The sequence below is a fragment of the Arthrobacter sp. UYCu723 genome, assembly GCF_054059215.1.
Genome location: NZ_JBSSBW010000001.1, coordinates 354,087 through 369,837 on the forward strand (window position 1 = coordinate 354,087; position 15,751 = coordinate 369,837).

At 64.7% G+C, this 15,751-nt stretch carries 14 protein-coding genes; 7 read left to right on the forward strand and 7 right to left on the reverse strand.

The features are described from left to right. Nucleotides 1-51 precede the first annotated feature (51 nt). The 5 genes from ACVWZ8_RS01630 to ACVWZ8_RS01650 all read left to right on the forward strand — a co-directional run bounded on the left by ACVWZ8_RS01630 (nt 52) and on the right by ACVWZ8_RS01650 (nt 4,249). Entirely contained in the window at nt 52-1,563 is a 1,512-nt protein-coding gene (locus ACVWZ8_RS01630) for an SDR family oxidoreductase (protein WP_456503579.1), read from the forward strand. A gap of 46 nt (nt 1,564-1,609) precedes the next feature. After that, nucleotides 1,610-2,107: a DUF2505 domain-containing protein gene (locus ACVWZ8_RS01635; RefSeq protein ID WP_456503580.1), complete on the forward strand. Its 498-nt coding sequence runs from the start codon at nt 1,610-1,612 to the stop codon at nt 2,105-2,107. Between the two features lie 4 nt (nt 2,108-2,111). Continuing rightward, entirely contained in the window at nt 2,112-2,333 is a 222-nt protein-coding gene (locus tag ACVWZ8_RS01640; protein WP_456503581.1) for an SCO4848 family membrane protein, read from the forward strand. Between the two features lie 128 nt (nt 2,334-2,461). After that, a complete protein-coding gene (locus ACVWZ8_RS01645) occupies nt 2,462-2,908 on the forward strand; it encodes a VanZ family protein (protein WP_456503582.1) in 447 nt (148 codons plus the stop codon). Nucleotides 2,909-2,935: 27 nt separating this feature from the next. Then, on the forward strand, nt 2,936-4,249 hold the full coding sequence (locus ACVWZ8_RS01650; protein WP_456503583.1) for a UDP-glucose dehydrogenase family protein: 1,314 nt from the start codon (nt 2,936-2,938) through the stop codon (nt 4,247-4,249). Nucleotides 4,250-4,270: 21 nt separating this feature from the next. Here the strand turns inward: ACVWZ8_RS01650 and sufU are convergent, their stop codons facing one another. Together sufU and ACVWZ8_RS01660 are read right to left on the reverse strand one after the other, a co-directional pair. After that, complete coding sequence (gene sufU, locus ACVWZ8_RS01655) at nt 4,271-4,726, reverse strand: Fe-S cluster assembly sulfur transfer protein SufU (protein ID WP_456503584.1); 456 nt, start codon at nt 4,724-4,726, stop codon at nt 4,271-4,273. Between the two features lie 12 nt (nt 4,727-4,738). Continuing rightward, complete coding sequence (locus tag ACVWZ8_RS01660; protein ID WP_426976593.1) at nt 4,739-6,052, reverse strand: SufS family cysteine desulfurase; 1,314 nt, start codon at nt 6,050-6,052, stop codon at nt 4,739-4,741. 473 nt (nt 6,053-6,525) lie between these two features. On the opposite strand from ACVWZ8_RS01660, the gene ACVWZ8_RS01665 reads away from it, so the two are divergent. Together ACVWZ8_RS01665 and ACVWZ8_RS01670 are read left to right on the forward strand one after the other, a co-directional pair. After that, nucleotides 6,526-7,605 carry a polysaccharide pyruvyl transferase family protein gene (locus ACVWZ8_RS01665; RefSeq protein WP_456505892.1) on the forward strand — a complete coding sequence of 360 codons (1,080 nt, stop codon included), beginning with the start codon at nt 6,526-6,528 and terminating at the stop codon, nt 7,603-7,605. After that, nucleotides 7,559-9,160, forward strand: coding sequence for a lipopolysaccharide biosynthesis protein (locus ACVWZ8_RS01670; protein WP_456503585.1), 1,602 nt, complete (start codon nt 7,559-7,561; stop codon nt 9,158-9,160). Before ACVWZ8_RS01665 ends, ACVWZ8_RS01670 begins: the two co-directional genes overlap by 47 nt. 162 nt (nt 9,161-9,322) lie before the next feature. Here ACVWZ8_RS01670 and ACVWZ8_RS01675 read toward each other — a convergent pair whose 3' ends face one another. The 5 genes from ACVWZ8_RS01675 to ACVWZ8_RS01695 form a co-directional block, all read right to left on the reverse strand. Further along, nucleotides 9,323-11,758, reverse strand: a complete 2,436-nt coding sequence (locus ACVWZ8_RS01675) for a right-handed parallel beta-helix repeat-containing protein (protein WP_456503586.1) — start codon at nt 11,756-11,758, stop codon at nt 9,323-9,325. A 348-nt stretch (nt 11,759-12,106) separates the two neighbouring features. Continuing rightward, on the reverse strand, nt 12,107-13,465 hold the full coding sequence (locus ACVWZ8_RS01680; protein ID WP_456503587.1) for a hypothetical protein: 1,359 nt from the start codon (nt 13,463-13,465) through the stop codon (nt 12,107-12,109). After that, nucleotides 13,458-13,859 (reverse strand): hypothetical protein, encoded by a 402-nt coding sequence (locus ACVWZ8_RS01685; RefSeq protein ID WP_456503588.1) that lies wholly within the window; start codon nt 13,857-13,859, stop codon nt 13,458-13,460. The genes ACVWZ8_RS01680 and ACVWZ8_RS01685 overlap by 8 nt, the downstream gene beginning before the upstream one ends. Nucleotides 13,860-13,881: 22 nt before the next feature. Beyond that, nucleotides 13,882-14,766, reverse strand: a complete 885-nt coding sequence (locus tag ACVWZ8_RS01690) for a hypothetical protein (protein ID WP_456503589.1) — start codon at nt 14,764-14,766, stop codon at nt 13,882-13,884. A gap of 8 nt (nt 14,767-14,774) precedes the next feature. Further along, the gene (locus ACVWZ8_RS01695; protein ID WP_456503590.1) at nt 14,775-15,653 is read right to left on the reverse strand and encodes a glycosyltransferase family 2 protein; all 879 of its coding nucleotides are present in this window, start codon (nt 15,651-15,653) and stop codon (nt 14,775-14,777) included. Between the last annotated feature and the right edge of the window lie 98 nt (nt 15,654-15,751).

Below are 15,751 nucleotides of genomic sequence, written 5' to 3' on the forward strand. Positions count from 1 at the left end.
ATGGCTTTTATGGGCAATGACGCATTTCCGGGCAATCACGAGGAGCCAACCATGAACGGCACCCCCACAGCGGCGACGCCGAAGACGGTGCTCGTCACCGGCGCCACCGGCTACATCGGCGGGCGGCTGGTCCCCCGGCTGCTCGAGGCCGGGCACACGGTGAAGGTGCTCGTCCGGACGCCGGCGAAGATCGCCGGCGCGCCGTGGCTGGAGGACGTGGAGGTGGTCCGAAGCAGCCTCGACGACGGCATGGCGCTTCGCCAGGCGCTGGACGGCGTCGACGTTCTCTACTATCTGGTGCATTCCATGGCCACCGGGACGGGCTTCGAGTCGAAGGAAAGGGCGATGGCCGAGACCGCGGCCAAGGCGGCTGCCGATGCCGGTGTGGGCAGGATTGTTTACCTGGGCGGCCTGCACCCGGCCAACGCGCAACTGTCCACCCACATGCGGTCCCGGGAAGCCGTGGGCAAGGTCTTCCTCGACAGCCCGGTGGACGCCATCGTGTTCCAGGCCGGCGTCGTGATCGGCTCGGGTTCGGCGTCGTTCGAGATGATCCGCCACCTGTCCGAGACCCTTCCGGTGATGCCCGCCCCCAGCTGGGTGCGGAACAAGATCGAGGCGATCGCCGTGCGCGACGTGCTCCACTACCTCGTAGGCTCCGCGTCGCTGGCAGGCCCGATCAACCGCACCTTCGACATCGGCTCGCGCCAGGTGCTGAGCTATGCCGGAATGATGATGGAATACGCGGCCGAGGCCGGGCTCCCCCGGCGCTGGGTCCTGGCCCTGCCCGTGCCGGCTCCCAAGCTGGCCGGGCTGTGGGTCGCGCTGGTGACGCCGATACCGCTGTCCATGTCGCTGCCGCTGGTGGAATCGCTCCAGCACGACGCCGTCTCCCGCGAACACGGCATCGATTCCTACCTCCCGCTGCCCGACGGCGGACTCACCCCCTACCGTCGGGCGGTGGCCCTCGCCCTGGGCAAGGAGCGCGACGGGCAGGTTGAAACCACGTGGGCCAGCGCCGGAGCCGACGCCGATCCGCTCCCGTCCGACCCGGACTGGGCCGGCCACCGCGTCTACCTTGACGAACGCACCTACGCCAGCGCGGTGGACCCCAAGCACGTCTGGACCATCATCGAAGGCATCGGCGGCCGCAACGGCTGGTACTCCCTTCCCCTGGCCTGGCGCGTCCGCGGCTGGCTGGACAAGCTCACCGGCGGGGCGGGCCTGCTGCGCGGCCGGCGGCACGCGCACCTGCTGGCCGAAGGTGAAGTGGTGGACTGGTGGCGGGCCGAGCGGATCGAGCGTGGCCGGCTGCTCCGGCTGCGTGCCGAAATGCGGGCGCCCGGCCGGGCGTGGCTGGAACTCTCGGTGGAACCCGAAGGCACAGGGAGCCGCTACCGGCAGCGGGCGATCTTCTTCCCCAAGGGCCTCAGCGGACGCCTCTACTGGCTCGCCGTGCTGCCGTTCCACAGCCTCATCTTCCCCGCCATGTCACGGAATATCACGGCAGCCGCCCGGGATCTGCAGAACCTCGAATCGGAGCCGGGCAGGCACACCCCTTAGAATATTGGGAGCCCGAAACGTCCAGTACACCTGCATTGGAGATCCCATGCCCCTGAGTGCATCCACCACCCTGCCCCACAGCGTTGACCGCGTCACCGCTGTTCTCGTGAACGAGGAGTTCCTGCGCCACACGAGCGAATACGTCGGCGGCACGCTGGAATCCTTTGCCGTGGACGGCGACCCTGCCGGCGCGTTCGTCACCACCACCGTCCGGACGATCCCCACCACCCGGATGCCGGACATCGCCCGGAAATTCGTCGGTGAAAGCCTGAAGGTGACGCAGGTCGAGACCTGGGCGGCACCCGCCGCTGACGGTTCACGGCAGAGCAGCATTTCGATGAAGGTCGCCGGGGCCCCGCTGGACGTCAACGCCGTCCAGCGCCTTGTGTCCGGGGCCGGCAGCACCCGGATCGAACTCGAAGGCACCGTCACCTCCTCGGTTCCGTTCCTCGGCAGCAAGATCGCCGAAGCGGCCGAGCCGATGGTGGGCAAGGCCCTGAACATCCAGTCGCAGCAGGCCCAGGCCTGGCTCGAAAGCCACTAGCGGCGTGGAACTGCCCACAGTCCTGGCCGTCGTCCTGATCGTGGCCGGCATCTGGTCGCTCGCCGTCTGGCCGCAGTTCCTGCGCCGGGTCATGAAGGACCCGCGCTCCCGCGACGCCGGCGGCCGGGCGACCCGTTTCCTGACGGTCCACATCGTCATTGTCAGCATCTCCATGGTGCTGGGCGCGGCGACGGCCGCAATCGGGATTGCCGGGCTGCTGGCCTAGCAGAGCCCGCGGCGGGCCGGCTGGTGCGCCGCTGCCGCCGCGCGCGGCGCACCTTTTACCGGGTCCCACCGCGCTCGGGGCACTAGACTCAGGGGAAATCCGCGCGACCCACCGAAAGGCGTTGCCCCTTGCGACCCCGCCGCCGTGTGGCCGGGTGGGAATTCACCGCCTACGCGATCATCCTGGCCGCCATCGCCCTGTGGCCTACCCCCGTGGACCGCGCCGGAGCCGGGCTGCTGGTGAAGGCGCTCAGGAAGCTGCACCGCTGGGGGATTCCCGGGTGGATTGACTACGCCTTCGTGGAGTCGGCGTCCAATGTGCTTCTGTTCGTTCCCTTGGGCGCCCTGGTGGTCCGTATCCTGGGCAGGCGCTGCTGGTGGGCAGGCGTGGCCGCCGGAATGCTGCTGTCCGGTCTGATCGAGCTCGCTCAGCTCCTCTTCCTGCCGGCCCGCTACCCCACACTGCTGGATGTCGCCGCCAACACCGCAGGGGCCACGCTCGGGAGCCTGCTCACGCTGCTGGTCATGACTCTCCGCAAGCCCGTGCCAAACCCGTCCCCACCACGTACTCTGTGATCACACCCTTTGCGGGAGGACCACGGAATGCGGATATCGGTTATCGGCTGCGGGTATCTTGGCGCAGTCCACGCGGCGTGCATGGCGAAGCTCGGTCACGATGTGGTCGGCATCGACCTTGACGAGAGCAAAGTGGCGCAACTGTCCAGGGGGCAGGCGCCGTTCTACGAACCCGTATTGGACGAGCTGCTGTCCGAGCTCGAGGAATCGGGACGCTTGCGGTTCACACATGACATGTCGGACGCCCGCGGGTCCGAGGTCCATTTCATCTGTGTGGGCACCCCGCAAAAGCGCGGCGAAAACGGCGCCGACCTGCGCTTCGTTGATGCCGCGGTGGAGTCATTGGCCGCCCAGGTGTCCCCGGGCGACGTCATCGCCGGTAAATCCACCGTGCCGGTCGGGACTGCGGCGCGGCTCGCCGGCATCCTCGCAGAGACCGAACCGGGCGCCACGCTGGTGTGGAATCCCGAATTTCTCCGCGAAGGCCATGCGGTTACGGACACGCTGAACCCCGACCGCTTCGTCTACGGTGTCCCGGACGGAAGCGAGGAAAACCCCGCGGTGGCCGTCCTGGACCAGGTCTACAAGCTGCCCCTCTCCAAGGGGACGCCGCGGCTGGTCACCGACTATGCCACGGCCGAGCTCGTGAAGGCCGCCGCCAACTCGTTCCTCGCCACCAAGATTTCCTTCATCAATGCGATGGCCGAGGTCTGCGAAGCAACCGGCGCGGATGTCACCCAGTTGGCCGACGCCATCGGCCTGGACGAACGGATCGGCCGGAAGTTCCTCGATGCCGGCATCGGCTTCGGCGGCGGCTGCCTGCCCAAGGACATCCGGGCCTTCATGGCCCGCGCCGGCGAGCTGGGCGCGGACCAGGCTCTGACGTTTCTGCGCGAGGTGGACGCGATCAACATGCGGCGCCGGACCCGCGTCGTCGAGCTGACCCGGGAACTTTGCGGCGGTTCGCTGCTGGGGCAGCGGATCGCCGTGCTCGGCGCCGCCTTCAAACCCGAGAGCGACGACGTCCGGGACTCACCGGCGCTGAGCGCCGCAGCACAGCTCCAGCTTCAGGGCGCTGTGGTGACAGTCACCGACCCGCAGGCCCTCACGAATGCGGCCAAGCGTTTTCCGGAGCTCCCGCTGGAACCGGACCTGGAGACCACCCTGCGCAGGGCAGACGCCGTCCTGCTGCTGACCGAATGGAAGCTGTACCGCGAGCTGGACCCGCACGCCACCCGGGCCCTCGTCTCCGCTCCGCGCATCCTCGACGGCCGGAATGTCCTGGATCCGGCCAAGTGGCGCGCCGCGGGCTGGACCTACAAGGGCCTCGGCCGGCCCTGAGCCGTGCAGGCCCGGGCAGGGTCAGCCTACGAGAGCTTGTCCGAGCGCGTCCTCGGCGGCGACCCAGGACAGCATGGCGCATTTGACCCGGGCTGCGTAGCGTGCCACGCCCTCAAACGCGGCGGCGTCTCCCAGCACTTCCGGATCCGCGGCCACTTTCCCGCGGGAGCGCAGCACCTCACGGAAACTGTCGATCACGGCGCGGAACTCTTCGGCAGCCATGCCTTCGGCGAGGTCCGTCAGCACGGACGCTGACGCCATCGAGATCGAACAGCCGTCACCGTCCCAGCGCACTTCCCTGACCTTGCCGTCCGCCACGGCAACCCGGACGGTGATTTCGTCCCCGCACACCGGATTGAGCTGATGCGACTGGCCGCTGCTCGCGCCGTCGGGGACGACTGCGCCGGCCAGCCCGCTGCCGTGCCGGGCCTTGGAGTGCTCCAGGATGATCTGCTGGTACAGCTGGTCGAGACTCATGTACTGCCGTCCTCAGGCTTGGAAGTATCCGCGGACATCGGCGACGGCCTGCAGAAACGCGTCCACATCGTCCGTGGTGTTGTAAAGGTAGGTGCTGGCACGCGTCGTCGCCGTCAGTCCAAGCCGGCGGTGCAGCGGCTGGGCACAGTGGTGCCCCACCCGCACGGCGATGCCGCGGCTGTCCAGGAACTGCCCGACGTCGTGCGCGTGGACGCCCGCGACGTCGAACGCGGCCAGCCCGATCCGTTCCTGGCCCGCAGCCGGTCCCAGTACGCGGATCCCCGGGATGGACTCAAGGCCCTCCACCAGGCGCTGACCGAGCTCGGACTCCCAGGCATGGATCCGGTCCAGCCCGGTTTCGCTCAGGTAGTTCGCGGCGGCGGCGAGGGCCACGGCCTGCGAGATCTTTTGGGTTCCGGCCTCAAAGCGCTGCGGGCTGGGCAGGAATCCGGCCCGCTCCATGGTGACGGTCGTGATCATGGAGCCGCCGGTCAGGAACGGTGGCATCGCGTTGAGCAGTTCGGACCTGCCGTACAGCCCGCCGATTCCGGTCGGAGCCAGCATCTTGTGCCCGGAGAAGACAGCGAAGTCCACGTCAAGTGCCTTGACGTCCAGAGGCAGGTGCGGCGCGGACTGGCAGGCGTCCAGCACGACGAGCGACCCGGCGGACCGGGCCAGCGCGACCAGCGCCGCCACCGGGTTGATGGTGCCGAGGACGTTGGAGGCGTGGGTGAAGGCAAGGATGCGCGTCCGGCTGCCGATGATGCGGGCGGCGGCGTCGAGGTCCAGGGCGCCGCGGTCATCCACGGGGATATAGCGCAGTGCGGCTCCGGTCCGTTCTGCCAGCTGCTGCCACGGAATCAGGTTGGCGTGGTGTTCCATCTCCGTGACCACGATTTCGTCACCGGTGGACAGGGCAAAGCGGGCCGCTTCGGGGGCCGCCCCGGGCAGGGAGGCGTTCAGGAAGGAGTAGCTGAGCAGATTCAGGCCTTCGGTGGCGTTCGAGGTCCAGATGAGTTCGTCCGGCTCGGCCCCGATGAAGGCTGCAACCGTTTCCCTGGCGTCTTCGAAGGCCTCGGTGGCCTCAACGGCGAGATGATGGGCACCGCGATGGACCGCCGAGTTCCGCTGTTCATAGAATTCCTGCTCGGCTTCCAGCACGCTAAGCGGGTTCTGCGACGTGGCCCCGGAATCCAGGTACACCAGGGGCTTGCCGTTGACGGACTGGCCCAGGATCGGGAAGTCGTTGCGGATCCGCAGGACCTCTGCGTTGTCCAGTGCGGTGGCAACAGGACCCGGGAACGTCGAAGCTGAAACTGTTGTCACCGTTGATTCCTCCCTTGGCGGCCCAAGTATGGGCCAATTACGCAATACAATCCTTACGTAATCATCTCATGTGCTGCGGAAGGAGCGGTCAAGGCCGTCGCCCTGCACCTCCTGCAGTAGTGCCGCACGAGCAGCAGGGCCGGCAGGAGTGCCAGGAAGTCGCGGTGCGACAGTCGCTCGTGCGGACCGGCCACTACCACTTCTGCCGCAGGCCGCCGCACGTCGGTGTACCCTGCTTCACCTCTGGAGAAAACAACATTTGCAAACTACATTAGACGCAGGCATCTGGTGGATATTCAGGGCAACCGGCCCGGCAGCTGGATCTGGGATTGATTCTGCTTATTCCACGGACGAATTAGAGGACTGCCGGCGGCTTTCATGCTTCCGTAGGGCCACGACGAGCTTAGGGGAAAATTGGACATTCGGCGGACCTTTCTCTCCCAGCCAAGGAACGCGGCGCCGTGAGGGTTTTAGTGTTATGGGCTCATCAGGATTCGGCGAACTTGGGGCTCCATGTCCTGGCGGAAGGAACAGCTGCGTTAGTTAAGCGCGCGTGGCCGGATGCCGAAATCGAATTTCAGGATTATGGCAAGGGCACCGCACCCATGCCTATCAGCAGTCCCAAATCCTTGGCTAAGGAGTGGGTGACAGGCAACCGCGGACTGAAAAAGTGGCTCCAAAGTTTTGACGTGGTGATCGATACCCGCTCGGGAGACAGCTTTGCAGATCTGTATGGAGTGGAGCGCCTCTTTGCGATGGGAATGGTCGCGGAACTTGTGCGCCGGGCCGGCGTACCGCTTATTCTCGGGCCACAGACCATCGGTCCCTTCGTTTCTGCGGCCGGCCGGGCACTAGGACGACGGAGCCTTAAGACGGCGGCGGCCGTGATGTCCCGGGACTCGGCAAGCGCGGCCCATGCCGAAAAGCTGGGACGGCCGGTGGACGTGGAAAGCACGGATGTCGTGTTCGCGCTGCCCCAGGCCCCGCGGACGGCACAGCGTGACGTGATCCTCAACATCTCCGGACTCCTGTGGACTCCAGGTCCCCACGTGGACGCGGAGCATTACCGAAGGACCGTCACGGCCCTGTATCAGGAGCTGCTCCGCGACGGAAGGAGCGTGAGCCTCGTGGCCCACGTCCTTGATTCCCCTGTTGCCGACAATGATGTTCCGGCTATCCGGGAGTTCGCTGCTGCGCACGCCCCGGGGGCCGAGGTGCTGATACCGACGTCCCTCACCAGCGTCAGGGAGCTGTTGGCAAGTGGCAGCATAGTGATTGGATCACGGATGCATGCCTGCCTGAACGCGCTCTCGTCGGGCACTCCGGCTGTCCCCCTGGCCTACTCGCGCAAGTTCGCTCCCCTGTTCCAGGATCTCGGGTGGAACCACACGGTTGATCTCCGCAGCCATCCGGATCCCGTGGCCGCGGTGCTTGCCGTCTGTGCCGACCCCGGCCTCGGGCGGCAGGTGGACGCTGTGCTGGCAAAGGCGGCGGACCTGCTGGCTGTTGCGCAGCGGTCGCTGGAATCCTTTCAGCGAGACAAGGTCCAGTGACCGGGTGAAGAGCAATGTAGCGGTGGTGCCATCGCTCGCAAACCAAGCCGCGCGGGGCGTCCTCGTGACGATGTCCGGCCAAGCCCTGCGAATAGCAGTTCAGGTACTCTCGGTTGCCATCCTCGCGCGGCTGCTCTCGCCGGCAGACTATGGCCTTCTGGCCATGGTTGCCGCAGTAATCGGCGTTGCCGACATCTTTCGGGATTTTGGCCTGTCCACGGCCGCAATCCAAGCCAGGACCCTCTCCAAGAGCCAGCGCAACAATCTGTTCTGGATCAACACGTCCATAGGACTGCTGCTTTCAATCCTCGTTTGGATTTCTGCCCCGCTGATCGCCACGCTGTATCAACAGCCCTCATTGGTTCCGATCGCGCAGAGCCTGGCGTGGACGTTCCTCCTGAACGGCATAGCCACCCAATACCGTGCGGACCTCAACCGAAGCCTGCGGTTCACACTGCTCGCAACGGCCGATGTGGCTGGCCCCGTCGTCGCGCTTGGCGTTGCGGCCGGGCTCGCAGCCGGTGGTGCCGGCTATTGGGCGCTGGTCGCCCAGCAGCTGGTCCAGTTCGCCGTCATGCTCGTCATAGTAGTGGCAGGTGCGCGCTGGTTGCCGGGTAGGCCGTCCAGAGCCACATCGATGGATGGGATGCTCCGTTTCGGCTGGAATATCGTAGCGACCCAGCTCATCGGCTACGTCAGCAGCAATGCAGACTCGGTGATCATCGGGCTGCGATATGGAGCCGACCCGCTCGGCCAGTACAACCGAGCCTTCCAATTGCTGATGAACCCCTTAAACCAGGTGCGCGCCCCAGTCACCCGGATAGCGATTCCGATCCTTGCCAGCCTGCAGGACGATGAGAAACGCTATTCGGCATTTCTGCTCCGGGGACAGAGCGCACTGGGCCACAGTCTGGGCTTCGTGCTGGGCGCGGGCGCGGGCGCATGTGTGCCCTTGACGGCCGTTTTCCTGGGAGCCGGCGAGTGGAGCGGGGTGGCTCCCATCCTTTCGCTGTTGGCCATTTCCGGAATTTTCCAGATGCTTGCCTTCGTTGGCTACTGGGTTTATGTCACTCGTGGATTGACGCGGAACCTCGTGCAGTACTCGGTTGTTTCGTCCGTCGTCAAAGTGCTGTTAGTCCTCCTCGGCAGCCAGTGGGGCGTCATCGGCGTTGCCGCCGGTTACGCTCTTGCCCCTGCCCTGACGTGGCCTTTGTCCTTCTGGTGGCTCTCCCGTTGCACTCCCGTGCCGGTACGCAGCCTCTATGGAGGGGCCCTCCGCATCGTGATCATGTCATTTGTCGCGGCGGCAACCTCCTGGGTGGTCGCAACCGCTCTGGCGGATGTGCCGGCGCTGATGGCTCTCCTCTCCGCCGTGGGGGCTGCCCTGATCATCTGCGCCTGCTTTGCCCTGGTCATTCCGCCGATCCGACGGGACGCCCAGGAAATCCTGGACGTCGCCCGACGCATGCTGCGGCCCACCCGCCGCGGGCACGGTAAGGGTGGATCTTCACGCGACGACGAAAAATCTTCGAAGGACGGGAAGGGCTCGTTGTGACAATGCATTGACGATGGGATCCGCTCCTGCTGGCTCTGTGAGAGGTCCTCGCCAACGGCAACCGACCGGCACACCCAAACCGGTGGAACACCAAGAGTCGCCGAATTGCGCTGCCGGGTAGCAGCCAGGCCGGGAACGCTGCCCGCCGTCGCGGCCACGAGGTCATCGTCCGCTGACAGACGCACCCAGCCTGGGGTCTGTCGAGAATCCGGTCAGCGCCCTGATCCGGGCGGGTATCTGTACAGCCACCGAGGGGATGGCTGAAGTAACCGCAACCGAGACTTCGCCGGCCGGTGTCACCGCCGCCGGGCCGGTGAGCAGCATTCCTCTGGCGTCCTGGCCCGTGCCTTGGCGGTAGGACGTCAAGTCGCCGTAATTTCTGCTGCCTGTTGTCCCAACGGCCCATGAGAACAACGAGGGTTGAGCCGCTGCAGAGCTTCGATGGTACAGGTTGCCGTTGACCACTACGCCCATCTGCTGGCCCGTCTTCTTGCCGGTCTGATCCACCACTGCCAGTAACTGGCCCGCGGCGTCCGGGCCGGCGGAAACAATGTTGTTGCTGATCCGAATGTCCTGGCTGATCCACGGCATGGTGGGGTCCGGGTTGACCTGGCGGGGGTCGTGGCCGGCGGTGCCGCGGTTTGCGGCAGACCTTTGATCCTGCGCGACGTGAATCCCGTTTTGGTTTCCCACGATGGTGTTGTTCCAGACAGCCACGTGCCCCGTGTTGATGAGGTACACTCCGTTCCGGGCGTTGCCTCTCATCCGATTGTTCGCGACCACAGCAGTATCGGAAATTTCGACGACGAGGCCATGCCTCCGATTGTCGGAGATCACGTTATTTGTCACTGCCAAGTTGTAGACGGACTCATCCATCCATAGGCCCGTGCCGTCATTGTTCAAAAACGCACTGTTGGTCACCGTGACATCCCGGCTACGAGTAATCTTGTATCCGCCGGCTGCCGGCGTTTGGTTGAAGTGCTCCGTGTTGTTATTCGTTACCCGAACACCGTCCGCGAGAAGGTGATCGGCGTAAACAGAATGGATGCCGAGGAAGCCGTTGTTTGAGCTGGTGACCCTTCGCAGATCGACGTTGGGTGCACCGACAGTCAACCCTGTTGTCGCGTTGTCAGTTGTCACTACGTTTTCGACCAGACCGTTGGCTGCCAGCTGGCTAACTTCGATGGCGCCCATATCGGGCACCGACGGAGCGTAGCGTCGTACGCCCACTCCCCGCAGCACGCTGCCGTCCGCGCGGAGGGAGATGGCTTTGTTGAGGGTACTGGCGCGCACGGTTTGGCTGGCGGGGTCGCTGCCCACGTAAAGACGTTTCCCGGCAAGATCAACATAGAAAGTACCCGCTGTGACTGCGCCGCGGCTGCCCACTTGTTTTTGTGCCGCGCCGCCAATCCAGACTTGGTCGGGGTGGGCAGCCATCGGGTGCAACGCGCTAATAAATGACCAGCCAGGGACGGTGTTATCTGCCGCACCGCGGCGATAGGTGGGACTTGCATCGAAGTTCGTATTCCAGTCCGCACGAACCCAGGCATTGCCTGATTTAGTCCATCCCTTAATTACCTCGCTGCCATCCAGCCAAGCGGCTTCGCCAGGATAGTTCTGGATTATCAGCTTCTTGTTGTTCTCCGGCATCACCGATTCGTGGTAATCACCGCCACGCAGCACGATCGTGCCCCCCGCGGGGGCTGAACGAACCGCTTGCTGCAGGGTCCGAAGGGGGGCGCCTATCCTGCCGCTGGCGGTGTCGGACCCGGAGGATGCCACAAACACGGCGCCGGCGGGGTAGGGATAGGCTGCCCGCCCGACCGGCAGGGATCCGGCCTGAGCACTGGACGCGGGGACCGGCTCAGGTGCGGGAGCCGGTGCGGGAGCCGGTGCAGTTGCGCGAGTTCCTGGCTCCGTTGCTTCGAAACGCTGCACTCCGAAGCGCACAGCATTGGATCCGGTGGACGTGTATGCCCACAGGCCGGTCGTTCCTGCCGCTCGGATCCGGCCTGGCGACGCGTCGTCAGCCACCACCTGCCAGTCCGGCTGGACGCTGCCGGCGACCCAAAGCCTGGCCTTCAACGTCACTGGATCCGCGCCCGTGACTTCGAATTGAATGTTCAGCTTCTGGCCGGCGCCTGCGTTTATGGCGCTCAGTTGCTCAGCTCCCAGCTCCGTGACCGTCTCCGGCGCACCGTCGACGCGGCTGGTCCCCAGGTAAACGGATCCGTCGGGCGTGGTGCGCACAGTTGAGCGGTACGACCATCCGCCGGATTTTCGGGCCTGGAGAGCGAAGGTGGCACCCCAGCCCTGCTGCGGCAGTTCCCGTACATTCACATTGGCTGAGACCCGCACGTCGTTGACCCTGGCGCCGGCATAGGTGACGTCGCGGGCCGATCCCGGCTCGTCGATTGCGATGACACCCGAATGGTCCACCACCCGCAGTCCTTTGTCGCTGCTGTACGAGTATGGTCCACCTTTGTCGGGCGTCCCCCATCCCGCGGACTGCGGGCTGGAAAAGTCGTCTTGGACATGCACGCTGGCGGGCGTTGCGGCCTGGGCTGGCGGCGTGCTCGCGAGTGCAATGGACAGCACGGCGAGGGCGGCCAGCCTGGCCGGGGAGAAACATGAGCGATGAGGTGAGAGCATGCTTAACAACTCCAGGCGTCGGTGAACGTTGCAAACCGAAGGAACGTGGCCGTCCGGTTGTTCGCGTACTCATGAGACCGTTAGCACTGGTGCTTGAAGGCTGCCACCCCGGGCAATCTGGCCCTCAGCTCCCCTGCTTAGGCGTCCAAATCGCTCGACGTTTGACAAACGGTATATACGCAAACATGCGGCCGGTGATGGATAAATGCGTTCCGCAGCCTGTCGAAATCATCGGGCTGCGGGCCCGCCTCCCTTCCGAAGCACCTGTTTCCAGGGGGTCAAATTTCCAGGCGGTCAAACCATTTCGTGTCTGGGAGCAGGAGCCGCCTGCTCGCGGGCCGGCTGGGATGTGCGGACACCTCCGTTCTTCGATCGCCTCTTCCGGAGGCAGAAGACCACTCCCGAAATCTGAACCCCAGCGGCCTGCACCTCCTCCAACCGCGTCCGCACGTCGCGGCGCCGGGTTTTTCCGTCCTCGACTGTCAACACCAGACCATCAAGGCGTCGTGCGATCTGCAGGGCGTCGGCCGCCTGATCAAGGGGCGCCGCTTCGACGAGCACGACGTCGTACAGCGACTGCAGACGCTCAATCAAGCCATCGAATCCTTTGGACGCCAACTGCCGGTGGCGGTTCGCTCCCGTTGTTCCGGCCATCAGCTCGTCGTAGGTTCCGCCAGCGGCGGGGCTTACCACTTCCTCCAGCTCCACGTCGCCTTCCAGAACGTCCGAAAGGCCGTGCCCTCCCGTGGGATCCTTCCCCTGGTATGCATGCACCACGATGACCTGGGTGTCCTGCTCCGCGAAGGCGGCGGCCAAGTTGTCCGTAACCTGACAGTTGGACCGCTGGCGCGAGGCGGCAGCCACAACAATGCTTAACGGCCCTTCCGCCCCATGGAGCTGTTGGAGGTTCATCACGGCGCGGCGATACTGGTCAGCGGACGTGGATGAAGGCTCGGCCACCATAAGAGGCACACCGGCTGGACGGGGTTCCACGACGGCGATAACGGCTACCGGACCCGCGGACTTAAGGTCACTCACTCCCCGCACACGCGAGCGTAGTGTCTCCCGGATGAGGCCCATCAGGAAGCCCAGCAGGAGTCCTAAAAAGCCTCCTGCCGCAATGTTGATCCTCACATCGGACGATCCAGGGCTGGATCCCGCCGTCGCCTGCTCAATAGTCTGGGCGCTGATGCTGCCCTTCCCGGCACCGGACTTTGGCCCGATTTGCTCCGCCACCAGAGTCAGGTTTTGTGCCACCGCATTGGCTATGTCCCTGGCTTGGCTGGCCGACCGGTCTGCCACGACAATCTGCAGAATCACGGAGTCAGGCGAAAAGGAGACGTCAAGGGAATTCGCCAGCGCCCGCGAGGACGTATCCAGGGATAAATCCCGAATAACTGAGTCCAGCACAATCGGGGCAGCGGCCAGTTTTGCAAACGACACCATTTGTTTCTGGGTGTAGTTCGAGCCCTGGTTAAGGTCCGTTGCGGACTGCGAGAAATCGAGGGAAAAATAGACGCTGGACTGAGATTTATAGAGGGGATCACTAAACTGATCGGCCGCCCAGCCCCCTGCCGCACCCAGCATGATGAATACGATAAACGTTATCCAGTGACGCCGCAGGAACTCGAGTTCCTTGCGCTTCTCATTCATTGCTTACCCCCTGTTTCGGCCGGTTCAAGTCAATGCGGCCGGCTGGCGGCGTCCTGAATTCCGGAGTGATTAGTTGCTTGCGCTCTTTTTGAATCATCTGCGTGCTGACTGCGAGACCGCACATAAACCACAGGAAAAAAGAGTACTGCGTGATAAGAGCCACGGTTGCGAAGCTGGGCAATTGCGCGACGAGGGCGATGGTCGGCGGGGTGGCTTTGCGGCGAAGCACAAGGACCACGGCCCCCACCAACAGGCCCCCTACCCCGAGCAGGGGAATGAGTCCGAAGGAGAGCCCCAGGAGAATCAGGGCACTGTCTATGGAACGGAAATTCCCGAAATACGCTGTTCCGTCAGGCAACACCTGGAAGACATCGGCGACGCCCAGCAGCCTCATTTGCGGAACGAGACCCAAGAGATCAGCCCGGTACTCGGCGCTCCCTGAGGCCTCTCTCCCCAGCCTCCAGGAAAGTCCCGGTCAGGAGCGGCAAGGCCGCAGCCGCCGCACCCGCCAGCAGGGCCAGGAAAGCCAAGCGGTTCCGCGCCGTCAGCCCCGAGGGAAGAAACACCACCGTCAGCACGAGCGCCGTTACGGCCGTAATGATCCCGATCCGGCTAAAGGTGAGCGCAGCCGCCCCCAAGAGACCCGCAACCACCAGCATTCTGATCCAGAGAGGAAACTTCGCAGCCATGGCCAGGGGCAGGGTCAGCGCCAGGCAGGCGCCCAGTGCTATCGAATGGCCGAAGGCGCCCTCGACACGAAGCACGCCCCCGCGGGGCTGGATCTGGCCCCAGAGCATGAACTGGGCGTTGGAGGAGGGGAAGAGCCTGACAAATAAATTCTCGCCCCTCAGGTACTCGACCAAGGCCAGTACGGCTACTGCTGCGAAGACGATAACGAGGATCCGGTACAGCACCGGAACGGAGATGCGCGCTGGCGCAAGGCGCCCCAACACATAGGCGAGAATCCAGTAGGTGAACAACGTGAGCCCATCCGAAATCCGCTCAAGGCCGAGGAGGAACGCAAGACCGTAGAGAACGGCGATCACCAGCACGACGACGTCGACGACGGAAATACCCGCCACCGGCTTCCCCGCCCAGGCGACTACCGCGAGCGCCGACAACAGGACAAGGCCTGGAAGGAACACCTTGCTGCCGGCACCAACCCAGATCGGCACGAAGCAAAGGGTGAACGCCCACAGGCAGAAGCCGAGCGTCGGGTACTTTCGCAGCGCGAGCACCAGCAGCACGGCCAACACCGCTGCGACCCCGGTGAGCAGGTCGCCGTTCACTTCCGTCGCCACACTTCCAGTCATCCCGGCACCTGCCCTCCGGTTGCGGCGCCGCCGGAGCCGGGGGTGATGCCCTTCAGGCGCAAGCCATCCTTCAGGCCGCGAAGCGCAGGCTTGATGGTCTGGCTGGGCCGGTGCAGGAATTGCCGCCGCCCTCCCCGGAGGAGAATCTCGTAGGCCGCCTTCAGCGAGCCACGCTGCCACCGGCGCCGGTCTTTCAGGTCGAGGTTCTTGCGGGCAAACATGAGGCGGTTGCGGATGTTGTAGTAGTAGTAGGTCGGCGACTTGGCGCGGTGACGGTTTCCGGATGCGTCGTCAGTGTGGGTGGCCCCTTCGTCGTGGATTGCGGTCGCAGTCCTTACGCAGGTCAGTCGCCCACCGGCCTGGAGGATGCGGTGCGAAAGGTCGACGTCCTCCCAGTACAGGAAATAGTCCTCGTCAAAGCCGGCCACTACCTCCCATAGCTGCCTGCTGATCATCAGGCATGCGCCGGTCAGCCAGGATTGGTACGGGGCGTTCACTTCACCGCGACGTCGCTCTGATCGGATGCTGCCATCGCGGAGATACAGGTCCGCTCCGGCGAACCACACCGCGCCCTCGGACGTGCGGATTACCGGGGCACACATGGTCATGGGAGAGGCCGCAACCTCGGCCTGCAGTAACTCGACATCGCGGCGGTCCATAGTCGCATCGGGGTTGATCAAGAGCATGCGTTCAGCGCCGAGCTCGATGGCCCTGGCAACGCCGAGGTTCATGCCGCCGCCAAATCCGACGTTAACCTCGGGCGCCAGCAGATGCCAGCCGTTGCTGCGGGCCTGCACCCGGACAGCCGTGCGCTCAGGAGCCGTCGAAAAGCTGTCAACGACGACGATGTGCGCCTCGGGTGATTGCCTGGCCATGGGAAGGAGATTGGCTTCGAGAAGGCGGTGCGACCCATAATTCACGACCACAATAGCCCACGGTGCTGCCCCAGTATCATCCATATGTTGCACACTAG

What these genes read in the sequence shown, in the direction of transcription:
- ACVWZ8_RS01630 (WP_456503579.1), top strand. Translation starts at nt 52, where the DNA reads ATGAACGGCACCCCCACAGCGGCGACGCCGAAGACGGTGCTCGTCACC.
- ACVWZ8_RS01635 (WP_456503580.1), top strand. Translation starts at nt 1,610, where the DNA reads ATGCCCCTGAGTGCATCCACCACCCTGCCCCACAGCGTTGACCGCGTC.
- ACVWZ8_RS01650 (WP_456503583.1), top strand. Translation starts at nt 2,936, where the DNA reads ATGCGGATATCGGTTATCGGCTGCGGGTATCTTGGCGCAGTCCACGCG.
- sufU (WP_456503584.1), bottom strand. Translation starts at nt 4,726, where the DNA reads ATGAGTCTCGACCAGCTGTACCAGCAGATCATCCTGGAGCACTCCAAG.
- ACVWZ8_RS01680 (WP_456503587.1), bottom strand. Translation starts at nt 13,465, where the DNA reads ATGAATGAGAAGCGCAAGGAACTCGAGTTCCTGCGGCGTCACTGGATA.
- ACVWZ8_RS01685 (WP_456503588.1), bottom strand. Translation starts at nt 13,859, where the DNA reads ATGAGGCTGCTGGGCGTCGCCGATGTCTTCCAGGTGTTGCCTGACGGA.
- ACVWZ8_RS01695 (WP_456503590.1), bottom strand. Translation starts at nt 15,653, where the DNA reads ATGGCCAGGCAATCACCCGAGGCGCACATCGTCGTCGTTGACAGCTTT.